Raw genomic sequence first — 19,260 nt, 5'->3', positions numbered from 1 at the left:
CAATCTTTGTATATCTTATTAAATTAAAAATTTTCAAAATGAAATCATTATCAAAAATAGTGATGGTAATCGCCGTATTACTATCATCAGTAAACAGTTTCGCACAAATCAAAAATGAAAAAACAGAAACCGTAAAAATATATGGCAACTGCGAAATGTGTAAAAAAACCATCGAAAAAGCAGGCAATTTAAAAAATGTAGCCACGGTAAATTGGAATAAAGATATCAAGATGGCTACACTCAACTATGATGGTAAAAAAACAAATCAGGATGAAATACTGAAACGTATTGCTTTGGCAGGTTATGACAGTGAGAAATTTTTGGCTCCGGATGATGTATATGCAAAATTATCCGACTGTTGCCAGTATAAAAGGGAACTAAAACCAGTTGCAAAAACCAAAGATGCAGGTATGGATATGAAAAATGAACACGCCAACCATAACCAAAGCGATATGGCTCAAAAAAACACCACTGAAACGCAAAATGTACCGCAATTAAAAGCCGTTTTCGATAACTACTTTTCGGTTAAAGATGCATTAGTAAAAACTGATGCAGGTATCTCATCTGCAAAAGCCGCTGAATTGGTAAAAGCTATTAAAGCAGTAGAAATGACAAAACTTTCTACTGAAGAACATACTGTTTGGATGAAAGTAATGAAAGACTTAACGGCAAATGCTGAAAAGATTGCTACTTCCAAAGATGTTGCCAAACAAAGAGAAACTTTCGTTTTGCTTTCTAAGAATATGTATGAATTAACTAAGGTATCAAAACAAGAAGCACCTGTTTATTATCTGCATTGCCCTATGTACAATAATGGGAAAGGTGCAAACTGGTTAAGTAAGGAAGAAGTGGTTAAAAACCCATATTACGGTTCTAAAATGCTTACCTGCGGTAGTGTGCAGGAAACTATTAAATAACAAATAAAAAACAATTGTTATGGAAAGTATGAAAAACCAACACGGAATGCAACATACCCAAAAGAGTGAAGAAAATAATCCCAATCATTCTTTAGCAATGTACAAACGTTTTGCTCTAATGGCTGTTGCAATGTTTGTAGCTATGTATTTTATTATGTATGCTATGATTGACGGTTTGCAGAACCTTATCCCCAACATCAATAATTTATATATGACCCTACTAATGGTTTCGGCAATGTTGATCATTGAAATATGGATAATGAAAGGAATGTATCAAAACAAAAAAATCAATTGGGCAATCATAACAGTTTCCCTTGCGATTGGCATCTTTTCTTGGTTCGGTATTCGGGAGCAATTATTTGTGGGAGATAAGGAGTTTGTAAAAGGTATGATACCGCATCACGCAGCAGCAGTGCTGATGTCTGAAAAAGCAAAGCTAACCGACCCCGAGCTGATAGAGTTGCAAAAAAACATACTCGAAACACAGGCAAAAGAAATCGAACTTATGAAGCGTAAGCTGAAAGAATTTGAAAACAAATAAATAAGATAAATTCCTTTAATAATATTAGAAATAAATAAAATGAAAAATATAATTTTCTCAATCATTACATTAGTAGCAATTGCAGTTGTAACAATTTCCTGCAATCAATCTTCAAATAAAAATAACAACCAGCAAACTAATGATAGCACAGCCATAACTGAAACCCAAGATTTGTCAGCAGCAACACAAAATGATACAACAGCTACCGTTACTTCAAGAGATACACTATCTCAAAAGGTGGAAAAATCCGCTGTAAAAGAGCAGGCGCAAAACTTCTCTATTGAACCAATTATAAAAGATTATCTGGTTTTAAAAAATGCACTCGTTGCAGATAATGACAAAGCAGCTTCTAATGCAGGAAAACAACTTTTTGCTACTTTAAGCAAGGTGGATATGAAAACCATAGCTGCAAACAAGCATAAGGAGTTTATGGATATTTTCGAAAATGCTAAGGAAAATGCAGAACACATTGGCGATAATGCAGGCAAAATAGACCATCAAAGAGAACATTTAGCATCATTAAGTAAAGATGTTTCCGATCTTATAGTATTATTTGGAACTACACAAAAATTATATCAAGACCATTGTCCAATGTATAACGATGGTAAAGGTGCTGTTTGGATTAGCGAAGCTAAAGCTATCAAAAACCCATACTATGGTGGTAAGATGCTTACCTGTGGCTCTGTAAAAAAAGAGTTCTAAAATGAAGAAAGTATTAAAGATAATATTGGCAATAGTTCTGTTTATTTTTATTGGAATACAATTTTATCAGCCTGCCCTTAATGTAGATAAAGGGCAGGTTTACACAACCGATTTTACCCAAGCCTATAAAATGCCTGTTCAAGTAAAAGCGATGTTTCAAACCTCTTGCTACGATTGTCATAGTAACAATACTAATTATGTTTGGTACGACTATGTGCAACCTATGAGAGCATTAGTAGAAAATCACATCAAAAACGCAAAAGAGGATTTGAATTTCAACGAATGGGATACATACTCAAATAGGAAGCAGGAAAGATTATTAAACTCAATTAAAGAACAAATCGAAACTAAACAAATGCCCTTATCATCATATACAATGATGCATAAAAATACAAAACTGAATGATGAGCAAATCAAAGTATTAACCAATTGGTTAAAAGAGCAGGAGTAAGTTTCAAGAAAAAAAATATCAAAATGAATATACCTAAAAATATTACGATCAGGTTGCTGCAAGCAGTTTTTATACTGTTATGTTCGCAATCTCTCTTTGCACAAAAAGTAGTTCGTTACGAGTTGTATGTAAAAGATACGCTTGTCAACTACGCAGGCAAAGAAAAAAGAGCCATTTCCGTAAATGGTCAAATACCAATGCCAACGCTTACATTCACAGAAGGTGATACAGCCGAAATTGTTGTACATAACCAATTAAAAGAAAGTACCTCATTGCATTGGCACGGAGTGTTCCTGCCCAACAAAGAAGATGGTGTGCCCTGGCTTACACAAAAACCTATTAAGGCAGGCACAACGTATACCTATCGTTTCCCAATTATCCAACACGGAACGCATTGGTATCACTCACATTCTGGTTTGCAGGAGCAAATTGGGATGTATGGTAGTTTTATAATGAAGAAAAAGGATGATGATAAAACCTTTAGAAAAGGAATAGATGATTTACCAACCGTTCCCATAATTTTAAGCGAGTGGACAAATCTTAACCCCGACAACATTAACAGGATGCTGCATAATGCCAACGATTGGGCAGCTATTAAAAAAAATGCAACACAGTCTTACGCAGAAGCCATTAGAGAAGGACATTTTAAAACAAAAATAAAGAACGAATGGAAACGTATGCTGGCAATGGATGTAAGCGATGTTTATTACGATAAAATTTTAATCAACGGAAAGTATACTACCGATTTAAAAACTGTTGACGGCAAAACGCTAAAAGCAGGCGATAAAGTACGATTGCGAATATCAAACGGTGGAGCTTCATCCTATTTTTGGTTGCGGTATGCAGGCGGTAAAATAACCGTAGTTGCCAATGACGGTAATGATGTAGAGCCTGTGGAAGTAGATAGATTAATCATTGCAGTTTCTGAAACTTACGATATTGTAGTAACAATTCCTGAAGATGGTGTTGCTTATGAGTTTCTAGCTACTACTGAAGACCGAACACAATCCGCAAGCTATTTTGTGGGCAATGGCATCAAACAATTAATATCTCCACTTCCTAAATTAAAATATTTTGAAGGGATGAAGATGATGAACGATATGATGAAGATGAATGGAGATTTGGACGATATGGGAATGAAAATGAGCCTGAACCAAATGGATATGAACGTGGTAATGTATCCTGAAATTACTGGAGAGGCAAAACCAAAAGAAGACCATAGTCAACACAATATGAATATGGAAAATGATCCCAACCGTTACAATGCAAATGCTTTGGGAGAAATCAAAACGCTGAATTATGCAATGCTACAATCTCCTTCCAATACGGAACTTCCTAAAGATGCGCCAGTAAAAGAATTGAAATTTACCCTTACCGGAAATATGAACCGTTATGTGTGGAGTATGGATAATAAAATACTTTCAGAAGTTGATAAAATACCTGTAAAAAAAGGAGAAATTCTACGAATTACCATTCATAATAACTCAATGATGCGCCACCCGATGCACTTGCATGGTTTTGATTTCAGGGTAATCAACGGTAAAGGCGAAAAATCACCACTAAAAAATGTTATAGATATAATGCCAATGGAAACTGATACCATTGAGTTTTTAGCAAACGAAGAAGGAGATTGGTTTTTCCACTGTCATATCCTTTATCATATGATGTCGGGAATGAACAGGGTTTTTGCAGTGGATGATTATCAAAATCCGAATTTACCCAACAAAAAACAAGCCTATAACAAGTTGCAGAGAGAAAGCAATATGCCACACTTTATGGCGCAGAATGATTTTGCAACTAATGGTAATGATGGTGATGCAATGCTCCAGAACTCAAGATGGTCTTTAGGTACAGAATGGCGTTTGGGCTACAATGATATGCACGGTTATGAAGTAGAAACTCATTTAGGACGATATATTGGTAAAATGCAATGGTTTATGCCATTCATCGGTTTTGACTGGAGGTATCGTAAAAAGGGAATGGACGAACACGAAACAAATTTGTTTGGGCAAAAAAATGAGAAGGATACACGTAGAGCCTTTAGTTTAGGTTTTATGTACACATTGCCAATGTTAGTCAATTTTCAGGCAGAGGTATATCACGATGGCATTGTTAGGTTGTCATTAATGCGTGAAGACATTCCTATTTCTAAAAGATTAAGAGCAGGATTTATGGTCAATACTGATATGGAATATATGGCAGACCTAAAGTACATCATTAACAAAAATATGGGCATCCGTACACATTACGATAGCGATATGGGTTTTGGAGTGGGGCTCGTAATGAATTATTAGTAAACAGTGTATATATAATACGAATTAAGGGTTAAAACTATCAATTAATTTGCGGTTTGTTACAAAAAATTAAACATTGCAAAACCATAACTATTAAAATCCAACCCTTAATTCGTATTAATAAGAAATTATATTGTAGATTAAATATAAATAGCAGAACCCTTAGTTTGAACACCCTTTTAACATAGCTCTCAATTTAGAATAAATCATAATAGAAATTAATCATTATGAAAAATGAAGAAAATATTTTACAACAAAGAAATATTAAACCCACAGCAATGCGTTTGTTGGTAGTAGAAAAATTGTTGAAACAGCAATATGCCATCAGTCATAAGGAATTAGCAGAACAGTTTGAAAAAGCTGATAATGTCACTTTATTCAGAACGCTGAAAACTTTTTTAGAGCACAAACTTATCCATACTATTGACGACGGAACAGGAATTGCAAAATATGCACTTTGCCAATCTGGGTGCAGTTGCAAACCTTCAGAACAGCATACACATTTTCATTGCTCCCAGTGCCAGCGAACTTTTTGTCTTACCGATACGGAAATTCCAAACATCAATATTCCACAAAACTTTAAATTAGAAGGTATCAATTTGGTACTTAAAGGACGATGTGACAGATGCAACTAAAATACTATGAAACTTTGCAATCGGATTGCAAGGATTATTTTTCTATATTTGCACTATAAATGAGATGGATAATCACAATATGGACTTTTTACCTGATGGTACTTTCTTCATTGCCTTGTAGCGATGGAAGCAATCAGTGTGAGGATACCATTCCTAAAATTGAAACCGTTCAATCTCACGACCACAATCAAGATAGCGATGACAATTGCAGTTCTTTTTGTTATTGCAATTGTTGTAGTATAAGTATTGCTACTTACCATTTCAAACCTTTTGAAATCAAGCAACCTAAACCCACTATTGTTGTTAAAAAAATTACACTTCGTGATTTTACTTTAATTTCCTTCTACTCAGGAAGTATTTGGCATCCTCCCAAATTTACTGTTTAATTTTTTCAGATTTTCTTAATGCTATTGATGGTTTGTTGCAAGCCTCAGTAATTGTATGCCTTTTATTGGCTTTACGGTACTGTTAGCGTGTTCGTGTTATGTATTTTCTATGAATGTTTGTTTATAGAAATAATTACAGGCATTATCCACTTCATCCAATAGTTATTTGATTATCTGTTGGCTTCTTATGGCAAGAGGTAATAATTTATTTATCAAAAAATTAAACAGATACACGTGTTAGATAACATTATAAAATTCAGCATCAAAAACAAGCTCGTCATTGGGATAATGACCTTGTTACTCATCATTTGGGGAGTGTGGAGTGCCACAAAACTACCCATTGATGCCGTACCCGATATTACTAATAATCAGGTGCAAATAATTACGGTTTGCCCCACATTGGCAGGACAAGAAGTAGAACAATTAGTAACCTTCCCTATTGAGCAAAGCATTGCCAATATTCCAGATATAGAAGAAACAAGGAGTATTTCAAGATTTGGCTTATCGGTAATTACAGTAGTATTTAAAGATAAAGTAGACATTTATTTTGCCCGTCAGCTTATCAACGAAAAACTAAAAGAAGCAGAGGAAAATATACCTAAAGGTATTGGCAAGCCAGAACTTGCACCAGTAAGTACCGGATTGGGAGAAGTCTATCAATACATCATCCATCCGAAAAAAGGCAGTGAAAAAAAATACAATGCAAAAGACCTACGCACAATGCAGGATTGGATTGTAGCAAGGCAATTATATGGAACTCCCGGAATTGCCGAAGTAAATAGTTTTGGTGGCGAACTGAAACAATACGAAGTAGCAGTAAATCCCAATCGCTTAAAAGCTATGGGGGTAAGTGTTACCGACATTTTTACTGCATTAGAAAAAAATAACCAAAATACAGGCGGTGCATACATTGATAAGAAACCGAATGCCTATTTCATCCGAGGTATCGGTTTGGTAACTTCATTGGATGATGTAAAAAATATCAGTATAAAAAATGACGGTGGCAGTATTCCTATTTTTATTAAAGATGTAGCCGATGTAAGATTTGGAAGTGCGGTAAGATATGGCGCAATGACTTATAACGGCGAAGTAGATGCAGTTGGCGGTGTGGTAATGATGTTGAAAGGCGAAAACAGCAATGAGGTTGTAAATCGCATCAAAGAGAAATTACCAGTTATTCAAAAATCCTTACCCGAAGATATAATTATTGAACCCTATTTAGACCGTACAGAATTAGTTGGCCGAGCAATGAGTACTGTAGAAAAAAACTTGATAGAAGGTGCATTGATTGTCATTTTTGTTTTGGTTCTTTTCTTGGGGAATTTTAGAGCGGGATTGATAGTAGCATCCGCTATTCCTTTGGCAATGCTGTTTGCTTTGGCTTTAATGAATGTGTTTGGCGTAAGTGCCAATTTAATGAGTTTGGGAGCAATAGATTTTGGATTAATTGTAGATGGTGCGGTAATTATTGTAGAAGCCACATTGCATCATTTAGGTTTAAGGAAATCTACACAAAGGCTCACACAGCAAGAAATGGATAATGAAGTATTTACCTCAGCTTCCAAAATTCGTAATAGTGCAGCCTTTGGTGAAATCATTATCCTAATCGTTTACATTCCTATTTTGACTTTGGTGGGTGTTGAAGGAAAAATGTTTCGGCCAATGGCACAAACAGTAGGTTTTGCAATCTTTGGAGCGTTGATTTTGTCTTTGACCTACATCCCGATGATGTGTGCTTTATTCCTATCTAAGAAGCCAGTACACAAAGAAACTATTTCGGATAGGATGATGAATTGGCTACAAAGAAAATACCAGCCATTGTTAGAAAAAGCCATCAGAATAAAATATTGGCTAGTAGGTATAACCGTTGCCATATTTGCTTTTAGCCTTTTTTTATTCAGCCGAATGGGTGGCGAATTTATACCACAGTTACAGGAAGGAAATTTTGCCTTTCATTGCATTTTGCCACAAGGAAGTTCATTGAGCCAGAGTATAGAAACCTCAATGCAAGCTTCAAGAATTATTAAAGAATTTGACGAAGTAAAAATGGTAGTAGGCAAAACCGGAGCCGCAGAAGTACCAACCGACCCAATGCCACCTGAAGCGACAGATTTAATGGTTATTTTAAAACCGCAAAGTGAATGGAAAAGTGGCAGAAGTTATGATGAATTGGCAGATGCTATCAATGAAAAATTAGAAGCAATACCTGGTGTATTTTTCGAAAAGAACCAGCCAATACAAATGCGTTTCAATGAGTTGATGACAGGTATTAGGCAAGATGTTGCAGTAAAAATATTTGGAGAAAATTTAGATACGCTTGCCTTGAATGCTGATAAGGTTAGTAAGGTTATACAAACAGTAGAAGGCGCTACATCTCCACAAGTAGAACGTGTGAGTGGCTTACCGCAAATAAATGTGGAATATGACCGTACTCGCTTAGCCAATTACGGAATAACAGTGGAAGATGTGAACAACGTGGTAAGCACTGCGTTTGCAGGTAAAAGTGCAGGAGTAGTTTTTGAAAACGAAAGAAGGTTTGATTTGGTCGTACGTTTAGACAGTACATATCGTAGTAGTATAGAAGATGTAAATAATCTGATGATACCCACTTCAACAGGTAATCAAATACCATTATCACAAGTAGCAAATATTGATTATAAGTTAGGTCCGGCACAAATAAGCCGTGAAGCTGGAAAACGTAGAATTGTAATCGGATTCAACGTTGCAGATAGGGATGTACAAAGTGTGGTAGAAGAAATTCAACAAAAATTAAATACACAGGTAAAATTACCACCGGGGTACTATTTCACGTATGGCGGTCAATTTGAAAACTTGCAGGAAGCCAGTAACCGATTAATGATAGCCGTTCCTATTTCCTTGTTATTAATTTTTGTGTTGCTCTATTTCACGTTCCGTTCCTTTAAGCAAGCAGGTTTAATATTTACCGCAATTCCGATGAGCGCCATTGGTGGCGTATTGGCTTTAATGCTTCGTGGAATGCCTTTCAGCATCAGTGCAGGAATTGGTTTTATCGCCTTGTTTGGTGTAGCCGTTCTTAACGGAATTGTATTGATAGGCACTTTCAACCAATTGGAAAAAGAAGGAATAAAAGATGTTTTCAAACGAGTAATCGAAGGAACAAAAATAAGACTTCGACCTGTATTGATGACGGCAACCGTTGCGAGCTTAGGATTTTTACCGATGGCACTAAGTAGCAGTGCAGGTGCAGAAGTTCAAAAACCTTTAGCAACCGTAGTAATCGGTGGTTTGGTTACGGCAACTTTCCTTACGCTGTTCGTTCTGCCTTTACTCTACATCATTTTCAATTCAAAAATTAATTTAAAAAGAAAACCCAAAGTGAAATCTATTGCAACTATCATTGTATTGCTTCTGTCATTAACAGGCTTTACAGCAAATGCACAAACACAGCATTTATCAAGTGTTGATGATGCGATAAATATTGCGCTTCAAAATAATCAAGCCATTAAAGCTTCAGATTTAGAAATTGATGCCAGCAAAGCGTTGAAAAAAACAGCCGGAGAATTACCTAAGTTGGATATTAATGCACAGTTGGGACAATACAACAGCACCAAATTCGACCAGTCTTTTCAGGTGTCACAAACCATTCCTTTTCCGTCATTATTCGGAGCAAAAAAGGAGTTGATTAATGCTGAAATTAAAGGTAAAGAATTGCAGAAGAACTTGAGTGTTTTAGAATTAAAAAACCAAGTACGTACTTATTATTATCAAATTTTGTACTTGCAACACAATCAAAAACAACTACAGGAATTAGACAGTTTGTACAACAATTTCATAGGCATTGCAAAGCTTCGTTACAAAACGGGCGATACCAAAAAAGTGGACATCAGTACGGCAGAAGCCAAGAAAGGCGAAATCAATTTGTTATTAAAACAAAATGAAGTTTTCTTAAATAATGCCGTTGCCAATCTGAAAACATTGATGAATACGAAAGAAGATTTTACCATATCAGGAAATGGAAATTTTCAGCCTTTACAAATTTCAAATTTGTTGGATAATGATGCAGTAGCCAATCATCCTGCTATTCAATCTTTGTATCAGGAAGCAGTTATTGCGGAAAAAACCAAAAAAGTAGAACGGGCACAAGGTTTACCCGATTTTACGATTGGGTATGTCAATCAGTCTTTAATTGGTTTTCAAAATGTGAATGGAGCTGAGAAGTTTTTCAATGGCGGAAACCGGTTTAATTCTGTAAACATCGGCATTGCAATTCCCATTACTTACGGTGCTACCAAAGCCAGAATAAAATCTTTGGATTATAGAAAGCAAGCAGCCGAAGCCAATGCACAACAGCAACAGAGAACGTTGGCAACGCAAATGCAAAATGCTTTGTTGCAATACCAGCAGGATATGAAGCAGTTCAATTATTTTCAGCAAGAAGCTTTGCCTAATGCTAAAGAAATTGTTTCAGCAGCACAATTAGGTTACAAAACAGGCGACATCGGTTATGTAGAATATCTTTTTGCCTTGCAAACCGCAACCGATATTCAGTTGAATTACCTCAAAAGTATTCAGCAGGTCAACCAATCTGTAATCAATATTTATTCATTCATCAATCAATAAGTACAAATGAAATTCAATATAAAAAAAATCACGTTGATGACAGCCATAGCTGTTTTACTATTTGCTTTTTCTGCCTGTAAAAATGATAAGAAAGCAGAAGATAAATCTGCCGAAACCAAAACTGCAGGAAAAGAAGAAGCACCACACGAGGAAGAAACGCCAACCATTGCCACACTTACCGAAGAACAAATAAAAACGGTAGGCATACAATTAGGCACCATTGAACACAAGGAATTAACAGCAACCATCAAAGCAAACGGAAATCTGAAAGTTCCCAATAACAATAAAGCCAACGCCACTTCTTTGTATGGCGGTGTGATAAGAACACTGAAAGTTCAAATTGGAGATTATGTAAGAAAAGGTCAGGTTATTGCAACCATTGCCAATCCGCAGTTCATCCAATTGCAGGAAGAATATTTGAGTACAGCAAGCAGAATTACGTTTGCAGAACAGGAATTAGCAAGGCAAAAAGAACTGAATGAAGGCAATGCAGGTGCAAAGAAAAATCTGCAAAGTGCTACTGCCGAATTAAGCAGTTTAAGAACCCGCAGAGCTTCCTTGCAACAGCAGATACAATTAATGGGCATCAATCCAGGTTCGGTATCAAACGGAAATTTAAAATCCGCATTGGTCGTAACCAGTCCGCTGAATGGTACGGTTAGCAACGTTTTTGCCAAAATTGGAAGTTATGTAGATGTTTCTTCGCCGGTTATCGAAATTGTAGATAACAGTTCATTGCATTTAGATTTACAGGTGTTTGAAAAAGATTTACCACAGGTAAAAGTTGGACAAACTATTCATTTTACTTTAACCAATAATCCTACTGCTGAGTATGATGCTACAGTTTTCAGCATTGGTTCATCCTTTGAAAACGAGAGCAAAACCATCGCCGTTCATTGTCGTGTAAATGGTAATAAAAGTGGTTTAATTGATGGAATGAACATCACTGGTATTGTCAGTCTTAGCAATGTAACAACTCCAGCTGTACCCAATGATGCGATTGTAAATGCCGATGGTAAATACTACATTTTTGTACAAACCAATAAAGAAGCAGAAGCCCATCACGAAGAAGGCGAAAAAGAAGGCGACCACAAAGAGGGCGAAGAAAAAGACCATAAAGAAGATAAAACTGCTAAGAATTTTGAAAAGGTAGAAGTGCTGAAAGGCGTATCTGATATGGGTTACACCGCTGTAACTTTTGTAAATGAAATTCCTGCCAATGCTAAAATTGTAGTTAAAGGTGCGTTTTTCGTCAATGCAAAACTAAGCAATACAGGTGGTCACGAACATTAAAAATTGAACGCTATGGTTTGGTTAAAATTTTATTTGCCGGTGTATTTGGTGTTGTATATTATGGTAGCTTTTGTGCTACCATAATACCGAACCTACAAGCAAACGGGCATCAATCCCATAACTTTTGGCAAAACAGATATTGCACACGACTATATCGGTTTTGTGATGAAAGTATTGATAGCATTGCTTTTCGTTGCGGTATTCATCTATTCGTTCAGCGATAAAATGTATCAATATTTAGTACCGATTTCTTATTTAATGAAAGACGTGTTTTTAATCATTGCATTAATACTGATACACCTTTCATTACTATGGATTTCAGTAGCGCAATATCAAATGAGTAACAGTTGGCGTGTCGGTATTGATGAAAATAACAAAACCGAATTAATCACAAAAGGATTATTCTCTTACAGCCGGAACCCGATTTTTTTGGGAATGATAATCAGTGTTGCAGGAATATTTTTTATACTACCCAATACACTTACATTTTTCCTGATGCTTACTACCTATATCGTTATTCAAATTCAGATAAGACTGGAAGAAGAGTTTTTGGAAAAACAACACGGAGAACAATATTTAATTTATAAAAAAACAACTAAAAGACTACTCTAATGGAACACAAACATAAATACGATGCACAAGGCAAACAGCTTTGCTGCACACCACAGGAAGAAAAAATATATACCGATGCTAATGCTAAAAAATTATTAGAAAAGCATCACAACAATGACGGTCACAACCACGAACACAGCGATGATGACGGTCACAACCACGGAAGTACCGACAAATCTACCTTTCAAATGTTTTTACCTGCCATTATCAGTTTTGTTTTACTGATGATTGCTATTGCTTTTGATAATTGGCTACCGCAATCCTGGTTTACAGGTTGGGTAAGAATTATTTGGTATGCAATAGCCTATTTACCTGTTGGATTTCCTGTAATTAAAGAAGCATTTGAGAGCATCCGCAAAAGCGATGTATTTTCAGAGTTTTTATTGATGAGCATTGCCACTATCGGAGCTTTCGCCATTGGCGAATATCCAGAAGGTGTTGCTGTAATGTTGTTTTATGCTGTTGGCGAAGTATTCCAAACATTGGCAGTAACAAGAGCTAAAGCAAATATTAAAATTTTGCTCGACCAACGTCCCGATGAAGTAACTGTTTTAGAAAACAATCAGCCAAAAATAGTAAAAGCAGAAAGTGTAAACATTGGAAATATTATCCAACTAAAACCCGGAGAAAAATTAGGATTGGACGGAGAATTGTTATCCGAAACCGCCTCATTCAACACCGCAGCACTTACCGGAGAAAGTAAACCAGACACCAAAACCAAAGGCGAAACTGTATTGGCAGGAATGATAAATCTAACGACCGTTGCACAGGTAAAAGTAACAACTGCTTATACTGATAGCAAGCTTTCTAAAATTTTAGAATTGGTACAAAATGCAACCGCACAAAAAGCACCAACAGAATTATTCATTCGCAAATTTGCAAAAATCTACACACCGATTGTTGTATTGTTGGCAGTGCTAATTACCATAATACCTTATTTTTTTGTGAGCGATTACGTTTTTAGTCAATGGTTGTACAGAGCATTGGTGTTTTTGGTTATTTCTTGTCCTTGTGCCTTGGTCATAAGCATTCCTTTGGGTTATTTTGGCGGAATTGGAGCTGCTTCCAAAAATGGTATTTTGTTTAAAGGAAGCAACTTTTTAGATGTAATTGCCAGTATTCAAAATGTAGTAATGGACAAAACTGGTACAATGACCGAGGGCGTTTTCAAAGTGCAAGAAGTTATCTTGAAATCTGAATTTAATAAAGACGAAATCCTGAAAATGGTAAATGCTTTAGAAAGTCAAAGTACCCATCCTGTTGCTACCGCTATTCATCAATATGTAGGCGAAATTGATAGTTCTATAAAGTTAGAAAATACAGAAGAAATAGCAGGTCACGGTTTGAAAGCCAATGTAAATGGAAAAGAATTATTGGTAGGAAATTTTAAATTGATGGATAAGTTCAATATCAGTTATGATTTAGACCCCACCACAATTGTTTACACTTTAATTGCCATTGCTTACGATGGAAAATTTGCAGGTTATATTACCATTGCCGACAGTATAAAAGAAGATGCACAGCTAACCATTGACAAACTGAAAGCATTAGGTGTAAAGACCACAATGTTAAGCGGAGATAAAAGCACCGTAGTAAGGTTTGTTGCCAATAAATTAGGAATTAATAATGCCTTTGGCGATTTACTACCTGAAGATAAAGTAAATAAAGTAAAAGAAATCAAAGCCAAAAACGAAACCGTAGCGTTTGTAGGTGATGGCGTGAACGATGCACCAGTAGTGGCTTTGAGCGATGTTGGTATTGCAATGGGTGGTTTGGGTAGCGATGCTACTATTGAAACAGCCGATGTAGTCATTCAGGATGATAAACCGAGTAAAATACCGATGGCAATCAATATCGGTAAGCAAACTAAGAAAATTGTTTGGCAGAATATCACATTGGCATTTGTAGTAAAAGGAATTGTATTAGTTCTGGGAGCAGGTGGTTTGGCTACAATGTGGGAAGCCGTTTTTGCTGATGTGGGAGTTGCATTATTGGCAATTTTAAACGCTGTACGCATACAACGGATGAAATTTTAAATTAATAGTATGAACAATAAAATCTAAGAAATTTAGGGTTTTCTATTAGTAAACCAAATTTTAAGACTTCAAAATAGCCAAATGAACAAATTTTATACAGAAACACTATATAAGCTGGAAACAGAAATCAACGATTTGGAGATTGAAGCCGATCACTCTATACAACGGATAGAAGCCGTTATAGGTATCATTCTAAAGTGCTTGTCGGAAGTAAAGAAATATGTTCTAAACAGAGGATTTAAGAATATTGGGGAAGAAATCCATTTTTTTAAATATCAAAAACCTACTATCGTTTCAAAACTAATTTACAGCCCAGATAGAAACAACGTTATTGCAATTCAAGACCAAACGCTTGCTCAAGCTTACAAAATAGAGTTTGAAGAAATGTGGGGCTCTAACACCCTCACACAGATTTTATGTTGAAAAATAATTTATCATAGCTTAAAGTTTCAATTTTGTAGTTTTACAACGGCAACCATAAGTTGCCGTTTTTTTTAATTTTGAAAATTTCTTCAAAATTTATATTAGCATTTTCTTCAAAATTAGAAAAATAAACCAATCAAGTTTTTAAAGATGCCGAAACAGAGTTGGAAGACAGAATCCCGAAGGAAACAGAGATTGATGAAATAAAGCTAAAAAATTCAAAAATAAGAAGAGCAAATGCTTTAGCAAAATGGGTAAGCAAATTTGAAAAGAAATTTCACCTGCATTTTGATGGAGAATTTAAGATTAAATCAAAAAGAGGTATTGAAAAACTTGAAGGGACTGGAGGACATAATCATTCTGTTATTGGACAAAATGTAAAAGTGAGGAGGTATCTTACAGAACCAGTGGATGATATGCCTTTTGATGCTTTAATAGAAGTACGCTACAAAAACGGACAATGGATAGAAAAAACAGCAAAATCTTGTATGTTTCCTAAAAATTGGAATATTACAAGGGTTAAAGAAGAAATCGCTTTAGTATATGATGAAATGATAAAAAGTGGAAAAACATTTAACCCACAATCAATAAATAGAAAATTTGACTTTCCTTGTAGTACAGGTCATTTTAGGATTCAGATAGAATTTGATGAGTTAGGAAACTTAACAAATGCATACCCGATAGTCAACTAATAAAATGTTTAAATTATGAATTACAATTTTAGAAAAATAAGTTATAGTACTCCAAGTATAAATCCTCTTTGGCAATACGGAGTAGAAGCTAGAGACAGATCATTAATTGCTTTAGAAAAAATTGAATGGTGGGGTTGGACACCATCAGAAGTTCAAATGATTATTGATAAATCTAAAGCTTTAACAGGAGATGAGGAATATGATTATCAAGTAGAAGGAAGCGATTTTTTAATAAGTATAGATAAAAGTGAAGCTCATTTTTTTGATATGCATTCAGATAAAAAAGAAGCTGATATTATTTGGTCATTTTCAGAGTTCATAGATTTTATGGAGAAATTCAAAAAATTTATAGAAGAGAATCAATAAATCTAAACAAAACATCTTAATTTTTAAGGTGTTTTGTTTTTTTATGGGACATTCTCATTTTTCTGTTACCCGCTTTAAAAGTTAGAAAAATTTCACAAGTTGAAACTGTTGCCGCTAAAGAAACCACAGAAGAAATTTCAGAAGAAGCTCTTAACAAATCTGCCAAGGAACTTTCTGAAAAGTTAGAATAAGAAACTGCGTAGAAAGAAGTAAAGGAAGCTTACCAAAAAAGCAAAAACAGAGCTAGAATATAGAATTCCGAAGGAAACAGAGATGCTTAGTGAAGGAGGCAGGAAGTTATCTTCTATTTGGAAAATAAATTTAAAAGAAGGAAGGTATAATTGTGCAAACTATGCTACTGCAGCAGATACAACGTTGGTGGAAGACCAACACCAGCATTGCCATTACACTATTCAATAATGATGTAGAAGTGGAAAATAGGAAATTTCACTTCCTATAAAAGAGGAACAGAGCCGATCGTTTTAGAAGCGGAATTTGGTGCAAAATTTTCATACTGGAAAACTAATTTTGATGATTTGGTTAAAGCGCTCTGCTTTAAAACTGATAAAAAAGGAGGAGATCTTACAAAGGTAAAAAACAACTAAATGAAAGTACATTTTTTTTATCAATGATTAGCTATGAAAAAAAATTATAAAGAACGTATGATGGTATAAAGTTGACATGGTAATGTACTATTTATAGATTTTTTTCTAACTTAATTATAGAATATTACAAATAAATTAAAAAGCATATTTTTATTTGGATTAGGATTAACTTTTTAATGAAATAAAAAAGGCGAGTTGCCCCGCCTTGAATGTTTTCACAACGGAATAATCCTTATTGTGAATTGCTTTCAATATTTATTATCACAAATATAAAATAAATTTTAATATGTTTTAATAAGGAGAACCATAATTTTAATTGAAAAATTATTTTTAAATTTATAAATTCTATTAAAACTATAATTTATGAAAACTATATTAGGATTAGACTTAGGAGTTTCTTCTATTGGTTGGGCTATAGTAAAGGAAGATTCTATAAACACTGATAATAACAAAATAGTAAAGTTAGGAGTTCGTGTAAATCCTTTAACAGTTGATGAGCTGACAAATTTCGAAAAAGGGAAACCAATTACTACAAATGCTGGTAGAACACTTGCTAGAACTGCAAGAAGAAATCTGCATCGTTTTAAATTGAGAAGAAAAAATCTATTAGAAGTTTTACAAAATAATAAATTTATAAAAAGTGATGATTTTCTAGCAGAAGTTGGAAAGAACACCACTTTTGAAACACAAAAATTAAGAGCAAAATCTGCAAAAGAAAGAATTGAACTAAACGAATTTGCGAGAGTTTTATTACTTATTAATAAAAAACGAGGTTACAAAAGCAATAGAAAAGCAAAGACTGAAGATGAGGGGCAAATCATAGATGGAATGACAATTGCCAAAAAATTATATGAACTAAATATTACTCCTGGTCAATTCTGTTATTCATTATTGAAAGAAGGAAAAAAGCAACTTCCAGAATTTTACCGTTCTGACTTACAGAATGAGTTAGATAAATCTTGGTACTTCCAGAAACAATTTTATCCAAAAATTTTAACTAAAGAACTTAAAAAAGCAATTGAAGGAAAAGGCTTGAGGGCTACCTGGGCTATTTTAAAAGATACTTTTTCTCTAGTTGGTATTGTTCAAAAAGGTACTTTATTTGACAAAAAATTAGAAAAGTATCTATGGAGAAGTCAAGCAGTTTCTGAAAAATTAGATTTGGAAAAATTATCTATTGTTCTACAAGAAATAAATGGAAATTTAAATCATTCAAGCAGTTATTTAGGAGCAATAAGTGATAGAAGTAAAGAGTTGTACTTTAAAAATCAGACAGTTGGTGAATATTTATTTGAGCAACTACTAAAAAATCCACATACAAGACTAAAAAATCAAGTATTTTATCGTCAAGATTATTTAGATGAGTTTGAAAAAATATGGGATACTCAGTCAAAATTCCACAAAGAATTAATTCCAGAACTGAAAAAAGAAATTCGTGATATAGTTATTTTTTATCAGAGAAAACTAAAATCACAAAAGGGGCAAATCAGTTTATGTGAATTTGAAAATAGAGAAATTATAACTAAAGATGGAAAAAAGAAAACAGTTGGATTAAAAGTTACTCCTAAGTCTTCGCCACTTTTTCAAGAATTTAAAATTTGGCAGATTCTCAATAATATTGAAATTAAAAATGATGAAGGTAAAAGAAATTTAGAATTAGAAGAAAAGGAAAGAATATTCAATGAAGTAAATATAAAAGGTAACATTACTGGTCAAAGAGTTTTGGAGCTTTTAGGTTTTAAAGGAAATAAAGACGTCAAAATCAATTTTAAAAATATAGAAGGAAACCATACGAATGTTGATTTTTATAATGCGTTTTTGAAAATTTTAGAAGTTGAGAATTATAATGTATTTGATTTGCTGCATGAAAGTTCATCCAAAGATGAAGCTAGAATCACTGATATTAATGTAGATGCTTCAGAAGTGAAATCAATAATTAAATCTATATTCAACGATTTGGATATAAATACTGAAATTCTGGAATTCAATCCTGAACTAGAAGGAAAAGAATTTGAAAAACAAGCATCTTATCAATTTTGGCATTTGCTTTATTCTTATGAAGGAGACGATTCAGCATCAGGAAATGAAAAATTGTACCAACTATTAGAAGAAAAATTTGGTTTCAAAAAAGAACACTCTCAAATATTGGCAGGTATTTCTTTCCCTCTGGAATATGGAGGGTTAAGTGCCAAGGCAATACGTAAAATTTTCCCATATATTAAAGAAAATAAGTATAGTGATGCTTGTTTATTAGCAAATTATAATCACTCTAAAAATTCTTTAACCAAAGAACAATTAAAGGATAGAGTTTTTAAAGAACAATTAGAAAATTGATAAAAAAAGATAATAGGGAAAAAAATTTCTTTGAAAATGTAGAAAAAATTAATGTTGTGTCCTTATTTTACTCAGGTGATCGGCCCTTAAATATTGATGTATTGAATACAAAAGGCAAAAGCTTTTCTAAAGATTATGATTTGGAAAATGATTATCCCGATGTTGATAATATTGATTACTATACAGTTGCAAAACTTAAGGTTGAGAAATGTCCATACTCTAATGGTGATTACAAAGAAGCCTGTTTAATTTATAAAGATAAATTGGATTGTGTGCATTTGTTTTATGATGAAGAAAAAAAATAAAAAAGTTTTGATTTCATAAAAGCTTGAAAATACTTTGTATCAAAATTGAAACATTTTATATAAAAA

General features: G+C 34.1%; 16 protein-coding genes. All 16 read left to right on the top strand.

All coding sequences use genetic code 11. From position 1 onward, the window contains the following. Positions 1–38 precede the first annotated feature (38 nt). The 16 genes from N7277_RS11290 (at position 39) to N7277_RS11215 (ending at position 19,194) form a co-directional block, all read left to right on the top strand. Positions 39–917, top strand: a complete 879-nt coding sequence (locus N7277_RS11290; protein WP_274779634.1) for a DUF3347 domain-containing protein — start codon at positions 39–41, stop codon at positions 915–917. A gap of 19 nt (positions 918–936) precedes the next feature. After that, the gene (locus N7277_RS11285; RefSeq protein ID WP_274779633.1) at positions 937–1,458 is read left to right on the top strand and encodes a DUF305 domain-containing protein; all 522 of its coding nucleotides are present in this window, start codon (positions 937–939) and stop codon (positions 1,456–1,458) included. 39 nt (positions 1,459–1,497) lie between these two features. After that, positions 1,498–2,160 (top strand): DUF3347 domain-containing protein, encoded by a 663-nt coding sequence (locus tag N7277_RS11280; RefSeq protein WP_274779632.1) that lies wholly within the window; start codon positions 1,498–1,500, stop codon positions 2,158–2,160. A 1-nt stretch (position 2,161) separates the two neighbouring features. Continuing rightward, entirely contained in the window at positions 2,162–2,611 is a 450-nt protein-coding gene (locus N7277_RS11275) for a heme-binding domain-containing protein (RefSeq protein WP_069798645.1), read from the top strand. Positions 2,612–2,634: 23 nt separating this feature from the next. Continuing rightward, entirely contained in the window at positions 2,635–4,905 is a 2,271-nt protein-coding gene (locus N7277_RS11270) for a multicopper oxidase family protein (RefSeq protein WP_274779631.1), read from the top strand. A 227-nt stretch (positions 4,906–5,132) separates the two neighbouring features. Beyond that, on the top strand, positions 5,133–5,540 hold the full coding sequence (locus N7277_RS11265) for a Fur family transcriptional regulator (RefSeq protein WP_274779630.1): 408 nt from the start codon (positions 5,133–5,135) through the stop codon (positions 5,538–5,540). Positions 5,541–5,599: 59 nt separating this feature from the next. After that, entirely contained in the window at positions 5,600–5,926 is a 327-nt protein-coding gene (locus N7277_RS11260) for a DUF6660 family protein (RefSeq protein WP_274779629.1), read from the top strand. A 234-nt stretch (positions 5,927–6,160) separates the two neighbouring features. Next, positions 6,161–10,528 (top strand): CusA/CzcA family heavy metal efflux RND transporter, encoded by a 4,368-nt coding sequence (locus tag N7277_RS11255; protein ID WP_274779628.1) that lies wholly within the window; start codon positions 6,161–6,163, stop codon positions 10,526–10,528. A gap of 6 nt (positions 10,529–10,534) precedes the next feature. Further along, positions 10,535–11,821, top strand: coding sequence for an efflux RND transporter periplasmic adaptor subunit (locus N7277_RS11250; RefSeq protein ID WP_446715112.1), 1,287 nt, complete (start codon positions 10,535–10,537; stop codon positions 11,819–11,821). Between the two features lie 225 nt (positions 11,822–12,046). Further along, positions 12,047–12,433, top strand: coding sequence for a methyltransferase family protein (locus tag N7277_RS11245; RefSeq protein WP_446715111.1), 387 nt, complete (start codon positions 12,047–12,049; stop codon positions 12,431–12,433). Further along, on the top strand, positions 12,433–14,469 hold the full coding sequence (locus tag N7277_RS11240) for a heavy metal translocating P-type ATPase (RefSeq protein ID WP_274779626.1): 2,037 nt from the start codon (positions 12,433–12,435) through the stop codon (positions 14,467–14,469). Before N7277_RS11245 ends, N7277_RS11240 begins: the two co-directional genes overlap by 1 nt. 81 nt (positions 14,470–14,550) lie before the next feature. Further along, complete coding sequence (locus N7277_RS11235; RefSeq protein ID WP_274779625.1) at positions 14,551–14,892, top strand: hypothetical protein; 342 nt, start codon at positions 14,551–14,553, stop codon at positions 14,890–14,892. Positions 14,893–15,056: 164 nt separating this feature from the next. Beyond that, entirely contained in the window at positions 15,057–15,584 is a 528-nt protein-coding gene (locus N7277_RS11230; protein ID WP_274779624.1) for a hypothetical protein, read from the top strand. 15 nt (positions 15,585–15,599) lie between these two features. Further along, entirely contained in the window at positions 15,600–15,950 is a 351-nt protein-coding gene (locus N7277_RS11225; RefSeq protein ID WP_274779623.1) for a hypothetical protein, read from the top strand. A 968-nt stretch (positions 15,951–16,918) separates the two neighbouring features. Next, positions 16,919–18,889, top strand: a complete 1,971-nt coding sequence (cas9, locus tag N7277_RS11220) for a type II CRISPR RNA-guided endonuclease Cas9 (protein WP_274779622.1) — start codon at positions 16,919–16,921, stop codon at positions 18,887–18,889. Next, positions 18,886–19,194, top strand: a complete 309-nt coding sequence (locus N7277_RS11215) for a hypothetical protein (protein WP_274779621.1) — start codon at positions 18,886–18,888, stop codon at positions 19,192–19,194. The genes cas9 and N7277_RS11215 overlap by 4 nt, the downstream gene beginning before the upstream one ends. The last annotated feature ends 66 nt before the right edge of the window (positions 19,195–19,260 follow it).

Origin of the sequence: Cloacibacterium sp. TD35, assembly GCF_028864635.1 — a bacterium.
Taxonomy (GTDB): domain Bacteria; phylum Bacteroidota; class Bacteroidia; order Flavobacteriales; family Weeksellaceae; genus Cloacibacterium.
Note: the sequence above shows the minus strand (reverse complement) of the source record. Positions and strands in the feature narration are given on the sequence as shown.

Excerpts from the sequence above, each read along its gene's own strand:
- N7277_RS11250 (WP_446715112.1), top strand. The coding sequence starts at position 10,535 with ATGAAATTCAATATAAAAAAAATCACGTTGATGACAGCCATAGCTGTT.
- N7277_RS11260 (WP_274779629.1), top strand. The coding sequence starts at position 5,600 with ATGAGATGGATAATCACAATATGGACTTTTTACCTGATGGTACTTTCT.
- N7277_RS11275 (WP_069798645.1), top strand. The coding sequence starts at position 2,162 with ATGAAGAAAGTATTAAAGATAATATTGGCAATAGTTCTGTTTATTTTT.
- N7277_RS11245 (WP_446715111.1), top strand. The coding sequence starts at position 12,047 with ATGTATCAATATTTAGTACCGATTTCTTATTTAATGAAAGACGTGTTT.
- cas9 (WP_274779622.1), top strand. The coding sequence starts at position 16,919 with ATGAAAACTATATTAGGATTAGACTTAGGAGTTTCTTCTATTGGTTGG.
- N7277_RS11280 (WP_274779632.1), top strand. The coding sequence starts at position 1,498 with ATGAAAAATATAATTTTCTCAATCATTACATTAGTAGCAATTGCAGTT.
- N7277_RS11240 (WP_274779626.1), top strand. The coding sequence starts at position 12,433 with ATGGAACACAAACATAAATACGATGCACAAGGCAAACAGCTTTGCTGC.
- N7277_RS11225 (WP_274779623.1), top strand. The coding sequence starts at position 15,600 with ATGAATTACAATTTTAGAAAAATAAGTTATAGTACTCCAAGTATAAAT.
- N7277_RS11235 (WP_274779625.1), top strand. The coding sequence starts at position 14,551 with ATGAACAAATTTTATACAGAAACACTATATAAGCTGGAAACAGAAATC.
- N7277_RS11285 (WP_274779633.1), top strand. The coding sequence starts at position 937 with ATGGAAAGTATGAAAAACCAACACGGAATGCAACATACCCAAAAGAGT.
- N7277_RS11270 (WP_274779631.1), top strand. The coding sequence starts at position 2,635 with ATGAATATACCTAAAAATATTACGATCAGGTTGCTGCAAGCAGTTTTT.
- N7277_RS11265 (WP_274779630.1), top strand. The coding sequence starts at position 5,133 with ATGAAAAATGAAGAAAATATTTTACAACAAAGAAATATTAAACCCACA.
- N7277_RS11290 (WP_274779634.1), top strand. The coding sequence starts at position 39 with ATGAAATCATTATCAAAAATAGTGATGGTAATCGCCGTATTACTATCA.